At 72.8% G+C, this 21062-nt stretch carries 12 protein-coding genes; 6 read left to right on the forward strand and 6 right to left on the reverse strand.

Features of this window, described 5'->3' with window-relative positions:
* The first annotated feature begins 7 nt into the window (after positions 1 to 7).
* The 5 genes from ACWZEH_RS27965 (at position 8) to ACWZEH_RS27985 (ending at position 7234) form a co-directional block, all read left to right on the forward strand.
* Entirely contained in the window at positions 8 to 1108 is a 1101-nt protein-coding gene (locus ACWZEH_RS27965) for a substrate-binding domain-containing protein (RefSeq protein ID WP_456199872.1), read from the forward strand.
* A gap of 191 nt (positions 1109 to 1299) precedes the next feature.
* Positions 1300 to 2091 carry an ATP-binding cassette domain-containing protein gene (locus ACWZEH_RS27970; protein WP_266075023.1) on the forward strand — a complete coding sequence of 264 codons (792 nt, stop codon included), beginning with the start codon at positions 1300 to 1302 and terminating at the stop codon, positions 2089 to 2091.
* Complete coding sequence (locus ACWZEH_RS27975; protein WP_456193843.1) at positions 2088 to 3377, forward strand: sugar ABC transporter permease; 1290 nt, start codon at positions 2088 to 2090, stop codon at positions 3375 to 3377. Before ACWZEH_RS27970 ends, ACWZEH_RS27975 begins: the two co-directional genes overlap by 4 nt.
* A 245-nt stretch (positions 3378 to 3622) precedes the next feature.
* Entirely contained in the window at positions 3623 to 5545 is a 1923-nt protein-coding gene (dxs, locus tag ACWZEH_RS27980) for a 1-deoxy-D-xylulose-5-phosphate synthase (RefSeq protein ID WP_456193844.1), read from the forward strand.
* Positions 5546 to 5710: 165 nt separating this feature from the next.
* Positions 5711 to 7234, forward strand: coding sequence for an amino acid permease (locus ACWZEH_RS27985; protein ID WP_456193845.1), 1524 nt, complete (start codon positions 5711 to 5713; stop codon positions 7232 to 7234).
* A gap of 177 nt (positions 7235 to 7411) precedes the next feature.
* Here the strand turns inward: ACWZEH_RS27985 and ACWZEH_RS27990 are convergent, their stop codons facing one another.
* From ACWZEH_RS27990 to ACWZEH_RS28015, 6 genes are read right to left on the reverse strand one after another with little or no spacing between them, the layout of a single operon-like run.
* Complete coding sequence (locus ACWZEH_RS27990) at positions 7412 to 8638, reverse strand: beta-ketoacyl-[acyl-carrier-protein] synthase family protein (RefSeq protein ID WP_456193846.1); 1227 nt, start codon at positions 8636 to 8638, stop codon at positions 7412 to 7414.
* Positions 8635 to 8895 carry an acyl carrier protein gene (locus ACWZEH_RS27995; protein ID WP_456193847.1) on the reverse strand — a complete coding sequence of 87 codons (261 nt, stop codon included), beginning with the start codon at positions 8893 to 8895 and terminating at the stop codon, positions 8635 to 8637. Before ACWZEH_RS27995 ends, ACWZEH_RS27990 begins: the two co-directional genes overlap by 4 nt.
* Positions 8859 to 9896: an NAD-dependent epimerase/dehydratase family protein gene (locus ACWZEH_RS28000; RefSeq protein WP_456193848.1), complete on the reverse strand. Its 1038-nt coding sequence runs from the start codon at positions 9894 to 9896 to the stop codon at positions 8859 to 8861. Before ACWZEH_RS28000 ends, ACWZEH_RS27995 begins: the two co-directional genes overlap by 37 nt.
* The gene (locus ACWZEH_RS28005; RefSeq protein WP_456193849.1) at positions 9893 to 11470 is read right to left on the reverse strand and encodes an AMP-binding protein; all 1578 of its coding nucleotides are present in this window, start codon (positions 11468 to 11470) and stop codon (positions 9893 to 9895) included. Before ACWZEH_RS28005 ends, ACWZEH_RS28000 begins: the two co-directional genes overlap by 4 nt.
* A complete protein-coding gene (locus tag ACWZEH_RS28010; protein WP_456193850.1) occupies positions 11467 to 12408 on the reverse strand; it encodes an alpha/beta fold hydrolase in 942 nt (313 codons plus the stop codon). Before ACWZEH_RS28010 ends, ACWZEH_RS28005 begins: the two co-directional genes overlap by 4 nt.
* Complete coding sequence (locus tag ACWZEH_RS28015; protein ID WP_456193851.1) at positions 12405 to 13427, reverse strand: 3-oxoacyl-ACP synthase III family protein; 1023 nt, start codon at positions 13425 to 13427, stop codon at positions 12405 to 12407. Before ACWZEH_RS28015 ends, ACWZEH_RS28010 begins: the two co-directional genes overlap by 4 nt.
* A 214-nt stretch (positions 13428 to 13641) precedes the next feature.
* On the opposite strand from ACWZEH_RS28015, the gene ACWZEH_RS28020 reads away from it, so the two are divergent.
* Positions 13642 to 21009, forward strand: coding sequence for an SDR family NAD(P)-dependent oxidoreductase (locus ACWZEH_RS28020; RefSeq protein WP_456199874.1), 7368 nt, complete (start codon positions 13642 to 13644; stop codon positions 21007 to 21009).
* Positions 21010 to 21062: the final 53 nt, after the last annotated feature.

Raw genomic sequence — 21062 nt, forward strand, 5'->3', positions numbered from 1 at the left:
CACGCGTATGCGTCGTACCGCCATTGCCGTAGCCGCCGGAGCACTGGCCGTCTCTCTCGCCGCCTGCGGCAGTGCCGCCGAGTCCGGTGACGACAACAGCGACTCGGGCGACTCCGCCGCCAAGGGCGACGACATCAAGGTCGGTCTGCTCCTGCCGGAGAACCAGACCGCGCGGTACGAGAAGTTCGACAAGCCCCTGATCGAGAAGAAGATCAAGGAGCTCACGAACAACAAGGCCGAGGTCATCTACGCCAACGCCAAGCAGGACGCCAGCCAGCAGAACCAGCAGGTCGACACGATGGTGACCAACAAGGTCGACGTGCTGATCCTGGACGCGGTGGACGCCAAGGCCATCGCCGGCTCGGTCAAGAAGGCCAAGGACGCCGGCATCCCGGTCGTGGCCTACGACCGCCTGGCCGAGGGCCCGATCGACGCCTACACCTCGTTCGACAACGTGACGGTCGGCAAGACGCAGGGCGAGGCCCTGCTCGAGGCGCTGGGCGACAAGGCCGAGGACGGCCAGATCGTCATGATGAACGGCTCCTCCACCGACCCGAACGCCGCCCTGTTCAAGGAGGGCGCGCACTCCGTCCTCGACGGCAAGGTCAAGGTCGGCCGCGAGTACGACACCAAGGAGTGGAAGCCGGAGAACGCCAACGCCAACATGGAAGGCGCCATCTCCGCCATCGGCAAGGACAAGATCGTCGGCGTCTACTCCGCCAACGACGGCATGGCGGGCGGCATCATCACCGCTCTGAAGGCCGCCGGCATCGACGTCCCGGTCACCGGCCAGGACGCCGAACTCGCGGGTGTGCAGCGCATCGTCACCGGTGAGCAGTACATGAGCGTCTACAAGCCGTACGCCCCGGAGGCCGAGGCCGCCGCCGAGATGGCCGTCGCGCTGGCCCAGGGCAAGTCGCTGGACTCCGTCGCCAAGGACTCGGTCGACAGCCCCACCACCAAGGGTGTGCCCTCGGTGCTCGTCCCGGTCGTGTCGCTGACCCAGGAGAACATCAACGACACCGTGATCAAGGACGGTGTCTACACCGTCAAGGAGATCTGCACGGCCAAGTACAAGGCCGCCTGTGACAAGATCGGTCTCAAGTAGACCGGTTGATCCCAGCAGTCCTCAAGTCCCCCGAGTCGTACGGGAGTCCACACCGGACTCCCGTGAGGGACCGACTGCCATGAGCTCCGCCGGCGCCCCGCACACACCAGCCCCGCAAGCTACGCGGGGCGCCGGTCGGAACACCCCCCAAACTTCTGCACAACCTCCCGCCGGGTCAGGCGGCGAAGGAGATGGTTCACGTGTCCGCTACGCCCGTGCTGGCGTTGCGCGGGGTCTCCAAGCGTTTCGGTGCCGTCCAGGCGCTCACCGACGTAGAGCTTGAGGTCCGTGCCGGTGAGGTGGTCGCCCTGGTGGGCGACAACGGAGCCGGAAAGTCCACGCTGGTCAAGACGATTGCCGGCGTGCACCCCATCGATGAGGGCGTCATCGAGTGGGACGGCAAGGCCGTCCAGATCAACAGGCCGCACGACGCCCAGAACCTGGGCATCGCGACGGTCTACCAGGACCTCGCGCTGTGCGACAACATCGACGTCGTCGGCAACCTCTACCTGGGCCGGGAGATCCGCAAGCGCGGTGTCCTGGACGAGGTGGAGATGGAGCGCCGCTCCCGGGAGCTGCTCGACACGCTGTCGATCCGCATCCCCAGCGTCCGCATCCCGATCGCCTCGCTCTCCGGCGGCCAGCGCCAGGTCGTGGCGATCGCCCGGTCCATGCTCGGCGAGCCCAAGCTGGTGATCCTCGACGAGCCCACCGCCGCCCTCGGCGTCGAGCAGACCGCGCAGGTCCTCGACCTGGTCGAGCGGCTGCGCGAGCGCGGCCACGCGGTCATCCTCATCAGCCACAACATGGCCGACGTCAAGGCCGTGGCGGACAAGGTCGCCGTCCTGCGCCTCGGGCGCAACAACGGCATCTTCGAGGTCAAGTCGACCTCGCAGGAAGAGATCATCTCCGCCATCACCGGCGCCACGGAGAACGCCGTGACCCGTCGTGCGGCGCGTACCAATGGGGAGGTCAGCAAGTGAGCACCGAAAAGACCTCGACGCCCGCGGACCACACGGTCGAGAACACCGGGGCGGCCCCCGCGGCGGTCACCGCCGTCGACCCCCGGCTGCTGGTCCGCGAGCAGGGCTTCGCCGGCTACCTGGGCGACTTCAAGCGCAAGATGAAGGCCGGCGACCTCGGGTCCGTTCCCGTCGTCATCGGACTGGTGGTCATCTGGGCCATCTTCACCGGCCTGAACTCCAACTTCCTCACCGCCGGCAACTTCTCCGACATGTCCGTCGCCATGGTCGGCACCGGCATGATCGCCGTCGGCGTCGTCTTCGTGCTGCTGCTCGGCGAGATCGACCTGTCGGTCGGCTCGGTCAGCGGTGTCGCGGGCGCGGCCTTCGCGGTGCTGAACGTCTCGCACGGGATGAACGAGGTGCTGGCCCTGGTGCTGGCCATCCTCACCGGCACGGTGGCCGGCATCATCCACGGCTTCTTCTTCGCCCGCATCGGCGTCCCCGCCTTCGCCGTGACCCTGGCCGGCCTGCTGTTCTGGCAGGGCTTCATGCTGCAGATACTGGGCAGCAACGGCACGATCAACCTGGACAGCGACGGCATCGTCGGGAAGTTCACCAGCTACTACTTCACCGATGTCGCGGCCGCCTACGGCCTCGCCGTCGTGGCCGTCGTCGCTTACTTCCTCGCCGCGTTCCTGGGCAACCGCCGCCGCGAGGCCGCCGGGATCCCCTCGCGCCCGCTGAACGACATCATCGTGCGCACCGTGCTGCTGGCCGTCGTCGCCTTCGCCGTGGCGATCGTCTACAACCAGCACAAGGGCCTCCCGCTCGCCGTGGTGATTTTCCTTGCGGTGCTGGTGCTCACCGACTTCCTGCTGCGCCGCACCGCCTACGGCCGCAAGGTCTTCGCGCTCGGCGGCAGCGTCGAGGCGTCCCGCCGTGCCGGCATCAACGTGGAGATGGTCCGGATCTCGGTCTTCGCGATCGCCGGCACCTTCGCCGCGATCGGCGGCCTCTTCGTCGCCTCGAAGATCGCCTCCGCCAACCAGGGCGCGGGCACCGGTGAGTTCCTGATGAACGTCATCGCCGCGGCCGTGATCGGCGGTACGTCCCTCTTCGGTGGCCGTGGCCGCACCTGGAACGCGCTCCTCGGTGTCCTGGTGATCGTCTCGATCCAGTACGGCCTCGCCCTCGAGGGCATCGCCTCGCCGGTCCAGTACATGATCACCGGTGGCGTGCTGCTGGCGACCGTCGTCATCGACGCCGTCACCCGCAGGACCCAGAAGACGGCGGGCCGCGCCTAGCCGCCTTCGCCCGCCGCTCCCGCGGCGGCACCGTCCGCGAAGCACGCCTGTGCCCGGTACCCGCGCGGTACCGGGCACAGGCATGTCGGTCACGTGCCGCGGCACGTGTCGTCGCGCGGTCCGGTCACGGGCAGGACCGAGGGCGTGACGTACGACGCACCGCCCGGACGCAGGGCGCCCGACCGGAACATTAGACTCGACGAGCCCGGCAACAGCCCGATCAGCTCTACTGCAAGGAGGCACGGGTGCCGCTGCTGACCCGCATCAGGGGACCGCGCGATCTGGACCGGCTCACCCTGGAGGAGCTGGACCGGCTGGCCGAGGAGATCCGGACCTTCCTCGTCGACGCGGTCTCCAAGACCGGTGGCCACCTCGGCCCCAACCTGGGCGTGGTGGAGCTCACCCTCGCCCTGCACCGCGTCTTCGAGTCCCCCAGGGACAAAGTGCTCTGGGACACCGGACACCAGTCCTACGTGCACAAACTGCTGACCGGCCGGCAGGACTTCTCCAAGCTGAAGATGAAGGGCGGCCTCTCCGGCTACCCCTCGCAGGCCGAGTCCGAGCACGACGTCATCGAGAACAGCCACGCCTCCACCGTCCTCGGCTGGGCCGACGGCCTCGCCAAGGCCAACCAGCTGAGGAAGACCGGCGACCACGTCGTCGCCGTCATCGGCGACGGCGCGCTCACCGGCGGCATGGCCTGGGAGGCGCTGAACAACATCGCCGACGCCAGGGACCGCCCGCTGGTCATCGTCGTCAACGACAACGAGCGCTCCTACGCGCCCACCATCGGTGGCCTCGCCAGCCACCTCGCGACCCTGCGCACCACCGACGGCTACGAGCGCTTCCTGGCCCGCACCAAGGAGGTCCTGGAGCGCACCCCGGTAGTCGGCCGGCCCCTCTACGACACCCTGCACGGCGCCAAGAAGGGCCTCAAGGACTTCATCGCCCCGCAGGGCATGTTCGAGGACCTGGGCCTGAAGTACGTCGGACCCATCGACGGCCACGACATCGGGGCGCTGGAGTCCGCCCTCACCCGCGCCAAGGGCTTCGGCGGTCCGGTGATCGTGCACTGCCTCACCGAGAAGGGCCGCGGCTACCAGCCCGCCCTCGCGGACGAGGCGGACCGCTTCCACGCCGTCGGCAAGATCCACCCCGACACGGGCCTGCCGATCGCCTCCTCCGGCGCCGACTGGACGTCCGTCTTCGGCGAGGAGATGGTCAGACTCGGCGAGGAGCGCGAGGACGTCGTCGCCATCACCGCGGCCATGCTCCAGCCCGTCGGCCTCGACAGGTTCGCCAAACGGTTCCCGGACCGGGTCTACGACGTCGGCATCGCCGAACAGCACGGAGCCGTCTCCGCCGCGGGCCTGGCCCACGGCGGGGTCCACCCCGTGTTCGCCGTGTACGCGACCTTCCTCAACCGCGCCTTCGACCAGGTGCTGATGGACGTGGCCCTGCACAAGTGCGGCGTCACCTTCGTCCTGGACCGGGCCGGCATCACCGGCACCGACGGCGCCTCCCACAACGGCATGTGGGACATGTCGATCCTCCAGGTCGTCCCCGGGCTGCGGCTGGCCGCCCCGCGCGACGCCGACCAGGTCCGCGCCCAGCTCCGCGAGGCCGTGCGGGTCACCGACGCGCCGACCGTGGTCCGCTTCTCCAAGGGCGCCGTCGGACCCGCCGTACCGGCCGTGGGCCGCGTCGGCGGCATGGACGTCCTGCGCGAGCCCGGCACCGACGCCCCGGACGTGCTGCTGGTCTCCGTGGGCGCCCTCGCCCCGATGTGCCTGGAGATCGCCGGACTGCTCGACCGGCAGGGCATCTCCACCACCGTCGTCGACCCGCGCTGGGTCAAGCCCGTCGACGAGGCCATGGCCCCGCTCGCCGAGAAGCACCGCGTCGTCGTCACCGTCGAGGACAACTCCCGCGTCGGCGGGGTCGGCTCGACGATCGCGCAGGCCCTGCGCGACGCCGGCGTCGACGTGCCGCTGCGCGACTTCGGCATCCCGCCGCGCTTCCTCGACCACGCCTCGCGCGCCGAGGTCATGGCGGAGATCGGCCTGACCGCCCCGGACATCGCCCGCCAGGTCACCGGCCTGGTCTCGAAGCTGGACGGCCGATACGCGCGCTCCACCACCGACTCGGTCGAACCGGCCCGCGACTGACGCGCGACCGACCCGGTTCCTTCCGCCGATACACCCGAACGGGTCGCCCGTGCCACTGTGAAGAGTGGTACGGGCGACCCGTTCGCGTGAGCACGCCTGTGCCGGGGCACACGTTTCAGGTCCCCTCCCGATCATGCCGGGGACGACGCAGCGTGGGAGGCAGCCGTGAGCAACACCCTCTTCCGGACGAAGAAGGTCGAGCAGTCCATCCGTGACACCGAGGAACCGGAACACGCGCTCAAGAAGTCCTTGTCCGCGCTGGATCTGACCGTCTTCGGCGTCGGTGTCATCATCGGTACCGGCATCTTCGTCCTCACCGGTACGGTCGCCAAGAACAACGCCGGGCCGTCGGTGGCCCTGGCCTTCGCGGTGGCCGGAGTCGTCTGCGCGCTCGCCGCGCTCTGCTACGCCGAGTTCGCCTCCACCGTCCCCGTGGCGGGCTCCGCCTACACCTTCTCGTACGCGTCCCTGGGCGAACTGCCCGCGTGGATCATCGGCTGGGACCTGGTCCTGGAGTTCGCGCTCGGCACGGCGGTGGTGGCCGTCGGCTGGTCCGGGTACATCCACTCGCTGCTGGACAACGCGGGCTGGCAGCTGCCCGCCTCGCTCGGTGTCCGGGACGGCGCCGAGGGCTTCGGTTTCGACATCCTCGCCGCGGCCCTGGTGCTGGTCCTCACCGGCGTCCTCGTCCTCGGCATGAAGCTGTCCGCCCGGGTCACCTCGGTCGTCGTCGCCATCAAGGTGATCGTCGTCCTCGTCGTCATCGTCGCCGGTGCGTTCTTCGTCACCGCCGACAACTACGACCCGTTCATCCCCGAGGCGCGACCCGTCGAGGCCGGTGGCGGTCTCAGCTCACCGCTCATCCAGCTGATCTTCGGATGGGCGCCGTCCAACTTCGGCGTGATGGGCATCTTCACCGCCGCCTCGGTGGTCTTCTTCGCCTTCATCGGCTTCGACATCGTCGCCACGGCCGCCGAGGAGACCAGGAACCCGCAGCGGGACATGCCCCGCGGCATCCTCGGCTCGCTGCTCATCTGCACCGTGCTGTACGTGGCCGTGTCGATCGTCGTCACCGGCATGCAGCACTACAGCGAGCTGTCCGTGGACGCCCCGCTCGCGGACGCGTTCAAGGCCACCGGGCATCCCTGGTACGCGGGCTTCATCAGCTTCGGCGCCGCCGTCGGCCTGACCACGGTCTGCATGATCCTGCTGCTCGGCCAGACCCGGGTGTTCTTCGCGATGAGCCGGGACGGACTGCTGCCCCGCTTCTTCTCCCGCGTCCACCCCCGGTTCAGGACCCCGCACCGGCCGACCATCCTGCTCGGCGTCGTCATCGCGGTCCTCGCGGGCTTCACCCCGCTGACGGAACTCGCCGAACTCGTCAACATCGGCACGCTGTTCGCCTTCGTCATCGTCGCGCTCAGCGTGATCATCCTGCGCCGGACCCGCCCCGACCTGCCGCGCGCCTTCCGCACCCCGTGGGTGCCGTTCCTGCCGATCCTGTCGGTCGCCGCCTCGCTGTGGCTGATGCTGAACCTGCCCGCCGAGACCTGGGTGCGGTTCGGCGTCTGGATGGCGCTCGGCGTCGTCGTCTACTTCCTCTACAGCCGCAGCCACAGCCGCCTGGGACGCGGCGAGGGGACGGAGCCGGGGGAGCCCCTCACACCGTCCGGCCCGAACCCCCACTGAACCGCCGGGCCCGGTCCCGAACCGCCGGGGTCCTGCGTCCGGACCGGATCGGGTGCGGCGCCGGGCCCGCGGGCCCGGCACGACGCGAACGGGAGACCCCGGCGGTGCTTCACCACCGGGGGCGCCCCGCACGCGTGACCACGGGACGCCGCCGTCCCCGTCCGGTCGCCGAGCCGGTCAGGAGGCCCTGGCCAGAGCGAGGACGACGTTGTGGCCGCCGAAGCCGAAGGAGTGGCTGACGGCGACGCGGACGTCCTGCCGACGGGGTCCCCCGGTGACGCAGTCGATGTCGAATCCGGGAGCCGGGGCCCGCAGGTTCGCGATCGGCGGCACCGTGCGGTGCTGGAGGGTGAGCACCGTCAGTGCCGCCTCGACGGCGCCCGCCGCCCCCAGGCTGTGACCGAGCACGCCCTTGGGCGCGGTGACGCTGGGGCGGTGCGGCAGCACGCGGGCGATCAGTGCCGCCTCGCCGGCGTCGTTGAGCGGTGTGGAGGTGCCGTGGGCGTTGACGTGGCCGACGTCGTGCGGGGTCAGGCCCGCATCCGCCAGTGCGGTGCGCAGGGCCCTCTCCGTGCCCCGGGCGTCCGGGGCGGGCGCGGTGGGGTGGTGGGCGTCCGAGGTGCTGCCGCAGCCCACGAGCCGGGCACGGGTACGTGCACCACGGGCGGCCGCGTCCGCGGTCCGCTCCAGGACGAGGATGCCGGCGCCTTCCGCCAGGACGAAGCCCTCACGGTCGGCGGCGAAGGGCCGGGACGCGCCGGCGACCGCGTCGGTGCGCCGGGCCAGGGTGCCCGCACGCCAGAAACCGGCGGCCGTCAGCGGGGTGACGGCGGCTTCGGTGGCCCCGGCCACCGCGACGTCGCACTGGCCGGTCGCGAGAAGGTCGCGGGCCACGGCGACGGCGGTGGCGCCGGAGGCGCAGGCGGTGGCCGGGGCGAGACTGGGGCCGCGGGCCCCGAGGTCGATGGAGACCTCACCGGCCGCCATGTTCGGGATGATCAGGGGGATGGTGAGCGCGGAGACCATGTCGGCGCCCCGTTCCTCCAGGCGCCTGGCCTGTTCCTCGCGTGCCGCATCCGCCCCCAGCCCGCAGCCGATGACGACGGCGACCCGGTCACCGTTCCACGTCCCGGGGCCGAGGCCGGCGTCGTGGACCGCCTCACGGGCGGCGAGCACCGCCAGTTGGGCGTTCCGGGACATGCGCCAGGCGGTGCGTCCGACCCGCCGGCCCAGGGCTTCGCGCGAAAGGGGGACGCGGCAGGAGAAGTCCACGGGCAGGGCGGCCAGCTCCGGATCGTGGGCCGCGGTGCCCACGCCCCGGCAGACCGCGTCCCAGGTGGCGTCGGCACCTTCTCCGGCGGAGGTGACCAGGCCGAGGCCGGTGACGGCGACGGGCTCGGTCACGAGGAGGCCACCGCCCCCGTGCCGCCCGCGCGCAGCGCGTCGAGGTGGTCGGCGACCTGGGCGACGGTCGTGGTGCGGGAGGCGTACTCGCTGCCGACCTTCACCCCGAAGCGTTCGTGGAGGATGAGCACCAGCTCCGTCAGGGCCAGGGAGTCCAGGTCCAGCTGTCCCAGCGTGAGCTGGGGCTGGATCTCGTCCTCGGGGACGCGGAAGGCGCTGGTCAGGATGGAGCGGACGGCGTCGTAGGTTTCCGGCACGGGGTGTCCTTGCTGTGGTACGGGGCGAGCGGGGCGAGTTCCGCGAGACCGGCCTCGAATCCGATCGGTGGCTCGAAACCCAGGCCGCGGCGTGCCGCGGTGAGGTCGAAGTGGTGCGGGTGCAGCAGTTCCGCGACGAGGAAGCGGCTCAGGGCGTGGGTGCGGGGGCTGCGGGTCATGCGCAGGCAGGTGTCGCTGACGGCGGCCGCGGCGGTGGCCAGCCGGGGCGGGACGGCGCACCAGCGGGCGCCGATGCCGGCGGCCCGCAGGAAGTGCCGGGTGATGTCGCGCAGGGGACGCGGGTCGCCCTGGCCGATGAAGTAGGCGCGGCCGCCCGCCGTCGGTGACTGCCGCAGACGGTCCAGAGCGAGGAGGTGGGCGTGGGCGGCGGTACGGACGTGGGTGGTGTCGATGAGGTTGCCGCCGTCGCCGGGCATCAGCAGACGGCCGGCCCGCACGGCGCGCGCGAGGGCGGGGACGAAATGCGGGTCGCCCGGCCCCCAGATGATGTGCGGACGCAACGACACGGTGGCCAGCTCCGGGCCGTGGGCGGCCAGGACCAGGGCCTCGGCCCGGGCCTTGGTGGCGGGATAGGCGGCCAGGTGGTGCAGGGCGTAGGGAAGGTCCTCGGCGACACCTTCCAGGCCACCGGGCCGGAAGACGACACTGGCGGTCGAGGTGTACACGAGCGTGCGCACCCCGTGGGCACGGCACTGCTCGATCACGTGACGGGTGCCGACGACGTTGGTGGCCCAGTAGGGCCGCGACGGGCCGCTGACGCCGGCCAGGGCGGCGTTGTGGACGACGGCGTCCTGGCCGGCGACGGCACGGGAGACCGCGGCGGCGTCGGCGAGATCGCCCAGGTGCTGCCGGACACCCAGCCGTTCCAGCGTGGCGCTGGGGCGGCGGCCCAGGGAGGAGGCGACGACGCCGCGTGCGCTCAGCCGACGGCAGATCTCCTGGCCGAGGAAGCCGCTTCCCCCGGTGACCAGTACCTTCACCGAGCCCTCCCGCGCAGGCGCCTGGCGGCCCAGTCGGCCAGTCGTGGGCGGTCGATCTTGGAATTGTGCCGGGGGTCGGTGGGGAAGCCGGGATGGAGCAGCAGGGTGCCGACGCGGTGCCCTTCCGGATGGTCCCTCACGACGGCGCGGACGGCTTCCAGGGCAGCGGCGCGGGAGGCGGAGGGCAGGAGCTCCACACACAGGACGGGCAGCCGGTACGCGGCCGTGCCGACCCCGACCAGGGCGGTGCGCCGGACGCCGGGGGCGGTGTCCGCCGCGGCCTCGACGTCCTCGGTGGCCAGGGTGAAGCCGGTGCCGGTGACCAGGTGGGCCTTGCGGCCGAGGAACCACAGGCGGTCCTGGTCGTCGAGCCGGCCGAGATCTCCGGTGCGGTGCAGCACGCCACGGCCGGTGACGCTCTTGGTGGCGGAGTCGGCGTCGGGGCGCCCGTGGTAGGCGGGGCTGACGGTGGGGCCGGTGACGGCGATCTCGCCGAGTCCGGTGGCGTCGGGGTCCAGGATCCGGGCATGGATGCCGGGCAGCGGCCGGCCCAGGCAGGTGCCGGCGTGCCCGGTGGGCGGCCGCATGCGTGAGGCCCGCAGGTCGTGGTCGCCGATCGCGGAGACGGGCAGGCACTCCGTGGCGCCGTAGACGCTGAGGATCTCGGCGTCGTCCGGCACGACGTCGCGCAGGGCGTCGCAGAGGCGGACGCGCAACGGGGCTCCGAAGGACAGCACCTGCCGGACCGAGGGCAGCGAGATGCCGCGGCGGGCGCAGTGGCCGGCGATCAGGGTGAGGACCGCGGGCGACGCCAGGACGATGGTGGCCCGGTGCTTCAGGATCGGCTCGACGAGTTCCTCCGGCGGCGTGCGGGCCGGGGCCAGGTGATTCACGGCCGGGACGACGGTGGTCGGGCCGAGGAGCGGGCCGAGCAGTGCGACCGGCAGGAACCCCGCGAGGAGTACGTCGTCGGGCCGGGGGCCCATCAGCGTCGACAGCGCGTCGAGCTGTCCGGCCAGGGTGGCGTGGCGGTACTCGGCACCCTTGGGCCGTCCGGTGGAACCGGACGTGAAGGCGATCAGGGCCGGCTCGTCGCCGTCGGGTTCCCGCACCTGCAGGGGCGGGACGCCGCCGGCCGGCGCCCGGGTGACCAGCCGCCGTCCCGGGAGGAGCGGCGCGGGGCCGGTGACCAGGGGGATTCGGACGTGCGGGCGGCCCCACCCCAAAACCCGGCGACCGAGGTGGGCCAGGGGCTCGCCGATGAAGACGTCCGGGGCGACGTCCCGCAGGCAACGACCCACCTCGGCGCGCGGTTCGATCAGGACGGGAACGGCGCCGAGCGCCCCGAGGGCGTACGAGACGGCGGTGAGGTCGTAGGCGTCGCGGGTCATCACGACGGCTTTGTGGCCGGGCCGGACGCCGACGTCGTACAGGGCTCGCGCGATGTGGTGGCAGCCCCGCGCCAGTTCGCCCCGGCTGACCGTCCGGGAGGCTCCCTTGCGGCAGCGGACGAGGGCGAGGGCGTCGGGCCGGTCGGCCAGGCGTGCGGCGAGGCCGGGAACGGTCTCGGTCATGAGGCTCCCTGAAGGAAGTCACGGATGCGGTCGCCGAGTTCGGCGGCGGCGTCCTCCATCACGAAGTGCCCGGCGTCGGGGAAGCGGTGGACGGCGGCACGGGGGAAGCGGCGGGTCCACTCCTCCAGCAGGACCGGAGTGAAGACGGGATCGCGCATGCCCCAGCCGATGAGCATGGGCAGAGCCGACAGGCCGGCCCCGGCACCGGGGGGTTCGAGCAGCCGCCACACGGGGTCCGCGGGGCCGCGGGGGATCGCGCGGACGGCGTCGGTGACGGCCCGGCGCTCGGCGCGGCGGGCACAGGGCCTGAGGTGGGCGCGGCGCTCGGCCGAAGGCAAGGGGTGGTGGACTCCGGCGCGCAGGGCGGTGCGGGCGAACGCGTTGGTGAGGTGGACGAGGCCGGCGACCGGCCGGTGGTCACGGATCCAGCGCAGGTAGAACGGCAGTCGGAAGCCGTCCGGGAAGGGAAAGGCCACGGTGTTGCAGACGACCAGCCGGGCCACCACGCCCGGGTGCCGCAGGGCCCAGGCGGCGCCGAGCGGGCCGCCCCAGTCGTGCAGGACGAACGTCCAGCCCCGCTCGGGCAGGCCCACGTCCCGCACCAGGTGGCGGTGGAGGATGTCCAGGCCCTCCAGCTGGGCCTCGTAGGGGTCGGGGACCCCGTCCGCCGGCCGCAGGTGCCGGGACAGTCCGAAACCCGGCAGGTCGGGTGCCAGGCAGCGGGCGTGCGGGGAGAGCCGGTGCAGCAGCTTGCGCCAGACGTAACTCCACGCCGGGTTGCCGTGCAGGAACAGCACCGGCTGCCCGGAGCCGAGGTCGAGGTAGTGCTGTCCGGTGACCGGCACGCGCCGCCAGTGTCGGGGCGCGGGATAGCCCGGCATCAGCCGTTCCAGCGCGGCGGAGCGGGGCGCCGGGGCGTGGCCGGCTCGTGCGGTCACCACCGGACGAGAGCCAGGCCGAAGCTGAAACCACTGGCCAGGCCGATCATCGTCACCACGTCCCCGCTCTCGATGCGGTCGGCCTCCCGCGCCTTGACCAGTTGCAGGGGGAGGGAGGCCGCCGCGCAGTTCCCGTGCTCGGCCACCGCGGGCATGCACCGGTCCTCGGGCAGGGAGAACATGTCGAGGGTCTCGCGGTACTGCGGCATGGCGATCTGGTGGAAGGCGACGAAGGCACCGGTGCGCGCCGCCTCGAGTTCTTCCCCGGCGGTGGCCAGGATCCGGGGAAGCACGTCGAGCGCACCCTGGCGCAGGTCCCCGTTCAGCCGCAGTGTGGTGTGGTCGTCGTGCACGGAGAGGTGGTGCATGCTTCCTCCGCCGGCCACGGTGCAGGCCTCCCAGGCGGCGGAGTTGCTGACGAACCGCAGGGCCAGAACGCCGGGATCGTGTTCGCCCGCGGGACCGGCGGTGAGCACCATCGCGGCACCGGCGTCGGAGGCGGTGTAGCCGGGCAGGGCCCTCAGCAGGGCCTGCCGGTCGGGGACGTGCCAGCGGGTGGCCAGTGTGGCGGGTTCACCGCAGGCGATGAGGACCGTGCGGTAGCGGCCGGTCTCGATGAACGAGGTGGCCACTTCCACGGCGTTGAGGACGCTGTTGCAGGCGTTCTTGACGTCGAACACCGGGCAGGAGGCGTCCAGTTTCGTGGCCACGAGGTGTGACGTGGCGGGTTCGATCAGGTCCTGCGAGGTCGAGGCGAACAGCAGCAGATCGATGTCGCCGATCTTCAGGCCCGCCTCGTCGAGTGCCTTGCGGGCGGCCGCCACGGCGAGGTCGGAGGCGTTCTCGCCGTCCTCGTGCACATGGACCCCGCGCACACCGGTGAGATCCTCCAGCAGGCCGGGCGGTGGTGCGTAGCCGCCGTTCTCGGCGATCCTGACGCGGATCTCGTCCATGGTCCGGTAGCGGGACGGCAGATGAGCGGCGACGGCCGCGACACGGGCTCGCAGGGCTTCAGGCACCGCGTCACCGTAACGGCGCAGCCGCCGCCGCCGAGCCGCAAAGCCCTCCACGCGACGGTCTTCACCCCAACGAGTGACCCGCATTGGCTTTTTCGCCCCGCGATGCCCTTCACTCCGCCCAGGGCCTGTCGCGAAAGTGGCGTCGCGCGGCAGGCGTCACTTTCGCGACAGGCCCTAATGCCTGCAATCGGCGCGAGGAAGCGGGGACTTGGCAATGCAGCAGCTCGAACGGGCCGTGGCGGTGGTGGGAATCGGTTGCCGGCTTCCCGGGGGCATCACCGATCTGGACGGCCTGTGGTCCGTGCTGCGCGACGGGCGGGACATGGTCGGCGAGATGCCCGCCGACCGGCTGCCCAGGGACAGAACGGTCGACCCGGGGGCCGTGCGGCCCGGCCGCAGCTACACCGCCGCCGGCGGCTTCCTCCCGGACGTCGCCTCGTTCGACGCCGCCTACTTCGGGATGTCCCCCGCGGAGGCCAGGCACGTCGACCCGCAGCAGCGACTGCTGCTGGAGATGGCCGCCGAGGCACTGGACGACGCCGCCCTCCCGGCCGAGTCGCTTGCGGGGTCGGACACCTGCGTGTACGTGGGCGTCTCCGACCCCGGCTACGGCGTCGGCCTGACGATGATGCAGGACCACACGAGCCCGCACACCATGCCCGGCGCCACCCTGTCCATCACGGCGAACCGGCTGTCGTACGCCTTCGACCTGCGCGGGCCGAGCATGGCCGTCGACACGGCCTGCTCCTCCGCCCTGGTCGCCCTGGACCGGGCCTGCCGCACCCTGCGCGAGGGTGCCGGCCGTGTCGCCCTGGTCGGCGGCGTCAACGTGCTGGCCACCCCCTACTCCTTCGCCGGATTCTCCTATGCGGGCATGCTGTCGCGGCGCGGACGCTGTGCGGCGTTCTCCGCCGACGCCGACGGTTTCGTCCGTGCGGAGGGCGGCGCGGTGCTCGTCCTCAAGCGCCTCGCGGACGCGGTGGCCGACCAGGACCGCATCCACGCCGTGCTGGCCGCCACCGGCAACAACACCGACGGTCGCAGCACCGGCATGATCGTGCCCAGCGCCGAGACGCAGGAGGCACTGCTGCACACCGTCTACGCGGAAGCCGGGATCGGCGCGGACGATCTGGTGTACGTCGAGGCCCACGGCACCGGTACCCAGGTCGGGGACCCGGCGGAGGCCGAGGCCATCGGCCGGGCACTGGGCCGGCACCGCCGCGGCGGCCCGCTGCCGATCGGCTCGGTGAAGACGAACCTCGGCCATCTGGAGCCCGCCTCCGGGATGGCGGGCCTGCTCAAGGCGATCCTGGTGCTGCGCCACCGGCTGGTGCCGGCGTCCCTGCACGCCCTTCCGCTCAACCCCCGGATCGACTTCGACGGCCTGGGGCTGGCCCCCGCCGTCGAACCCGTCCCGCTGACGTTGGGGGAAGGGGCCGCCGTGGGAGTGTGCTCCTTCGGCTTCGGCGGAGCCAACGCCCACGCCGTCCTCACCCTGCCCCCTGCCCGGCGGCCCGATCCGCGGCCGGTGCCGGGCGAACGCCCGTTGCCGGTGGTCGTCTCCGCACGGTCCCCCGAGGCGCTCGAGCAGATGGCCGGCCGCATGGCGGAGCGGCTGCGGGAGACGGAGCCCGAGGAGTTCTACGACCTGGCCCACACCAGCACCGTGCGGCGCACCGCGCACCCGCACCGCGCCGCCGTACTGGCCGCCGACCCGCAGGACGCCGCACGGCAGCTGGACCGGCTGGTGGCCGCGGAGCCCGCCCGTGGGGCGATCGTGCGCACGAGCGGGCGGGACGGGATCGCGTTCGTGTTCTCCGGCAACGCCTCCCAGTGGCCGGGCATGGCCGCCGATCTGCTGGAGCGCGAACCGGCCTTCCGTGAGGCCGTCGAGGAGGCCGACGCGGCCCTGGCGCCCCACCTGGGCTGGTCCGTGGCCAAGGAGCTGGCCCACCCCTCCCCCCGGACCTGGCAGCGCACGGAGGTGGCCCAGCCCGCCCTGTTCGCCGTACAGGTGGGTCTGACCGCACTGCTGGCCTCGCACGGGGTGCGGCCGCGGGCGGTGACCGGGCACAGCGTCGGAGAGGTGGCCGCCGCCCACGCCGCCGGAGTCCTGACCCTGGAACAGGCCGCGCTGGTGATCGCCGAGCGCAGCCGCACCCAGGGCGCCACGGCGGGCCGGGGCCGCATGGCCGCCGTCGGCCTGCCCGAGGAACAGGCCCGCGGGGAACTGCTCCAGCACGACGGAGCACTGGAGATCGCGGGCATCAACAGCGACCGCGACGTGACCGTCGCCGGGGCCGCCGGCGCACTGGCTGCCTGGGGCGCCGAGCTGGCCGGCCGCGGCGTCTTCTTCCGCGAACTGGACCTGGACTACGCCTTCCACAGTCGGGCCATGGACCCCATCAGGGAGCCACTGCTCGCCGCGCTGGACGGGCTCGCCCCCGCCCCCGCCCGGATCCCCTTCGTCTCCACCGTCACCGGCACCCCTCTCAACGGGCCGGAACTGGACGCGGAGTACTGGTGGCGCAACGTCCGCGAACCCGTCCGGTTCGCCGAGGCCGCCGCCCACCTCGCCGCCGAGCACGCCGGCACCCTGATGGAAATCGGCCCGCACCCGGTGCTGCGCCCCTATCTGCGCCGCACCGGTGTCCCCTGCGTCACCACCCTGCACCGCGACGGGGACGGTCCCCGCGAGGCCGCGGCGGCGGTCGCCGCCGCGCTCGCCACCGGGACCGGGACCGACTGGCGCCGGTACTTCCCCCGCCCGGGTCGTGTGGTCGACCTGCCCGCCTACGCGTGGCAGCACGAGCGGTACTGGCACGGCACCCCGCAGGCCCTGGTCAGCGGCACCAGTGGCAACGGCCTGCTGGACCATCCGCTGGTGGGCGAGCGGATGCCGGCCCCGCACCCCGTGTGGCACGGCACCGTCGAGCCGCAACTGGTGCCCTGGCTGGGCGACCACAGGATCGGGGACGACGTGCTCATGCCGGCGGCCGCCTACGTGGAGATGGCGTTGAGCGCCGGCCGGCGGGCCATGGACCGTCCGGTCGAAGTACGGCACCTGGAGATCGGCCGTCCGCTGCGCCTGCCGTGGCCGGACCCGACGCCGGTCGCCCTGCAGACCGCGGTCACCCCCGACGACGGCGCCCTGACCATCAGCGTCCGCGAGGAACACCACGGGGAGTGCCGACCCGTCGTACGCGCCCAGGTCCGCACTCTGCTCGGCACGGCACCGGCCCCGCTCGACGTCGACGCGCTCCGGGCACGCTGCCACCGGAGCACCGACGGCCCGGACTTCTACCGGACGTGTCACGACATCGGTCTGAACTGCGGGCCGGACTTCCAGCTCATCGACCGCATCGACGCCGGCGACCAAGAGGTGCTGGTCTCCTACCGGCTGCAGCACGCCGCCGACTCCTACACCGCCCACCCGGTCCTGCTCGACGCGCCGCTGCAGGCCACCGTGGCCCTCGCCGGGCCGACGGCGGAATCCGCCGGCTTCCTGCCGACCGTGTTCGGATCCGTACGCGTGTGGCGCACCCCCGCGCCCGCCGGCGTCGTACACCTGCGACGGCGCAGCCGCAGCGCCAACGAGATGTGCTGGGACATCACCTATGCCGACGCGGACGGCACGGTCACCGCCGAGATCGACGGCTGCCGCACCCGCCGCGGACACATGACCGGGGACACCCCCCTGGCCGTCCAGCGCACCGTTCTGCGGGCCGCACCCCACCGGGGGTCCCCGGCCCCGCCCTCTCCCCTTCCCCCGCCCACCGAGATGGCGCGCGCGGCCGGGCCGCGCATCACCGCCGCACACGCCGCCCTGGACGACAACGGCCACCGCCGGTTCGTCGCCGCCGCCGAACGGACCGGCGCCCACTGCTGGGCCGAGACGTTGCGCGGCCTTCTCGCCGACCCCGCGGTCCCGTTCTCGACGGGTGACCTGGTGGCCGGGGGGTTGCAGCCCCGGCACCGGCGGCTGGCGCGGCTGATGCTGCCCCTGCTGGCCGAGCACGGCCTCGCCCGGCCGGCCGGGGAGACCTGGCAGCTGACCGGCGCCGGCGCCCGGCCCGAGGAACTGCTGCGCGGCCTGGTGGAGGAGCACCCCGCGTACAGCGCCGAGACGCTGCTTCTCAACCGGCACCTGCGCCATCTGCCCGAGGTGGTGCGGGGGCAGACCGACGCGGGCGATCTCCTGCCGGCCGGGGACAGCGCGTACGAGCAGCTTCGCGAGACCGGCCCGGCCCACCGCTTCGCCCACCGTGCCGTGCAGGCACTGCTCGGCGCCGTCGTCGCCCGCTGGCCCGCCGACCGTCCGCTGCGCGTCCTGGAAGTCGGCGCGGCCACCGGCGCCCTGACGGCCGCGGCCCTTCCCATGCTGCCGGCCGACCGGACCCGCTACACCCGCACGACCACCACCGGCAACGGTCTCGCCCGTGCCGAGCACCGCTTCGCCCACCACGACTTCGTCGACCACCGCACCCTGGACCTGAACGCCGACCTGGTCGACCAGGGCCTGCCCCGGGCCGGGTTCGACCTCGTCCTGGCGGGCGACGTCCTGCACACCGCCACCGACCTGGCCGCGACCCTGCGACGCCTGCACACCACGCTGGCCCCCGGCGGACACCTGCTGGCCACCGAACCGCACCACGCCCGGCTCCAGGCCCTGTTGTCCGGCACGCTGAACGACTTCTGGGAGCGCGGCGACCACGATCTGCGCCCCGGCTCCCGCGTCCTCGCCCGCGACCGGTGGGCACCGCTGCTGGAGCAGTGCGGCTTCTTCGATGTGGTGCAGACCGGGCCCGAGGACCGTTCCGTCCTCCTCGCCGCGGCGGACCACAGCCAGGGAGCGGACACCGAGGTGCCACGGGCGGATCCCGGCACCGCCTGGGTGATCGCCGTCGAGGACGACACCGAGACGGCGACCGCGCGGGCACTGGCCGCTCTCCTCGGGGAGGCGACCGTCGTCACCGCGCCCGACGAGGCCGCCTGGCGCGGGGCCCTGCCCGCGGACTCCGCTCCGCACGTCGTCCTGCTGCTCGCCGAACCCGGTCCGCGGGAGACCGTCACGCGGACCGTCCGCCGCGCGGCCCTCCTGCGCTCCCTGGCCATCGCCTGCGAGGGCCTGAAGGGCCGCACGAGCCCCCGGGTGTGGCTCGTCACGCGCCCCACCGGTCTGTTCCCGGCCCCGGAACAGCCGGCGCACCCGGACGACGCGGCCGTCTGGGCGGCCTCCCGCACACTCGCCAACGAGCGTCCCGACCTGTGCGTGCGGCGCCTCTCGTGCCATCGCACCGGCGACGCCGTCGCCGACGCCCGCCGCCTGGCCGGAGAACTCCTCGCTCCCGGCGACGACGACCGGAGCGTTCAGGAGGACGAGATCGTCCTGACCGCACAGGGCCGGTTCGTCCCCCGGCAGGTCCAGCATCCGGCGAGCGAAGCCCCGGGCGCCCCCGCCGGCACGCCGTTCATTCTGGAGGCCCGTGACCCGGGCCTGCACCGACGGCTGGTCTGGCGGCAGACGGACCTTCCCGAACCCGGACCGGGCGAGGTGACCGTCGAAATGCGGGCCGTGGCCCTGAACTACCGCGACCCCATGAGGGCCAACGGTCTGCTGCCGCCCGAAGCGGTGGAGAACACCCCTCTCGGCCGCGGGCTGGGCACCGACGGTGCCGGCATCGTGCGCGCCGTGGGGCCGGGGGTACGCGGCCTGAAGCCCGGCGACCGGGTCTACGGCCTCATGCCCGCAGCCCTCGCCTCCCACACGACGACCCCCGCCGTCGCCGTCGTCCGTATCCCCGACGAACTGAGCTTCACGGAGGCTGCGACCTTCCCCGTCGCCTTCCTGACCGCCCACCACACCCTGGTCCACCAGGCCCGCCTCGCCCCCGGGGAGACCGTGCTCGTCCACGGCGGCGCCGGAGCGGTGGGCCTGGCCGTCCTGCAGTGCGCCCGCCGACAGGGCGCCCGCGTCATCGCCACCGCCGGCACGGAGACCAAACGAGACCTGCTGCGCACGCTCGGCGCCGAGCACGTACTCGACTCCCGCAGCCTGGACTTCGTCCCGCAGGTGCGGAAGCTGACCGGCGGCCTGGGCGTGGACGTCGTGGTGAACTCCCTCAGCGGCGAGGCCATCGCCCTGGGCCTCGGCCTCCTGCGTCCCAACGGCCGCTTCATCGAACTCGGCAAGAGGGACATCTTCCTCAACAACACGGTGGCGCTGCGCCCCTTCGACCGCAGTCTCACCTTCATCGGCTTCAACCTCGACGCCGTCATCGACTCCCCGGCCCTGCGCTCCCGTCTCCTCGCGGACTTCGGCGCGCAGGTCACCTCCCACACCTACCGGCCCCTGCCCCACACGGTCTACCCCGCCGCCCGGGTCGAGGAGGCCTTCCACCTCCTGCAGCACTCCCGGCACACCGGAAAGGTCGTCGTCACCTTCGACCCCCTGGACGAACCGGTCCTCGTGGAGCCCGCGCCCGGCACCCTCCGCCTCGACGGCGAAGGCACCTACCTGATCACCGGAGGACTGAGCGGACTGGGCGCCGCCACCGCCCGCCGGCTGGCCGACCACGGAGCCCGGCACCTGGCCCTGCTCTCCCGCCGCGGACCCGACGCTCCCGAGGCGCCCGCCCTGCTCCGGGAACTCACCGGCCGCGGCGTGCACGTCACCGCCCACGCCGTCGACGTAACCGAGGAAGCCGCGCTGCGCCGGGTCATCGACGCCGTGGACGCCACCGGACACCGTCTGTGCGGCATCGTGCACGCGGCGATGCACATGGACGACGCGTCACTCTCCGACCTCACCGACGACCGGTTCGCCGCCGTGCTGGCGCCCAAGGCGGCGGGCGCGGCGCTGCTGGACCGCCTGACCGCCGACCGCGACCTGGACCTGTTCCTCACCTACTCCTCGGTCTCCGCCACCATCGGCAACCCGGGCCAGGCCGCCTACGCGGCGGCCAACGCCTATCTGGAAGCCCTCGCCCGGGCCCGGCACGGCGTCGGCAAACCAGGTACGGCCCTGGCCTGGGGACCAATCGGTGAAACCGGCTATGTCGCCCGCAGCGGCATGGAGACCGCCATGGCCGGACGCGGCCTCGAACTCCTCACCCCTGCCGAGGCCCTGACCACCGCCGGCCACCTCCTGGCCGCCGGCACCGACGTCGCCGGAGCGGGCCGCTACCGCTGGGGAGCCGCACGCCACCTGCTGCCCGTCCTGGCCACCCCCCGGTTCACCCGTCTGACCCCGCCGTCCTCCATGGCCCTGCCGGACGCCCGCAACGAACTCCTGCGAACGCTGGCGGACCTTCCGGCGGACGAAGCGGTGCACAGGATCACCGACACGCTCACCCAGCTCCTCGCGGGTGTTCTGCAGACCGATCCGGCGGGCCTGGACGCCACGCACCATGTCACCGATTTCGGACTGGACTCGCTGCTGGGCATGCAGTTCCTGGTCCAGGCGAGGGATCTCTTCGACATCCGCCTCGCACCGGCCGACCTGGCCACCGGACGCACCCTGACCCACTTCGCCCGCCTGGTCCACCAGCGACTGGACCTGGACACCGGAGAGCAGGCGTGACAGGAGCAGACGGAGGCGGACGCCCGCTGCGCCGGGACCCCGGTACAGCGGGC

It is taken from the genome of Streptomyces yamdrokensis (genome assembly GCF_053890455.1).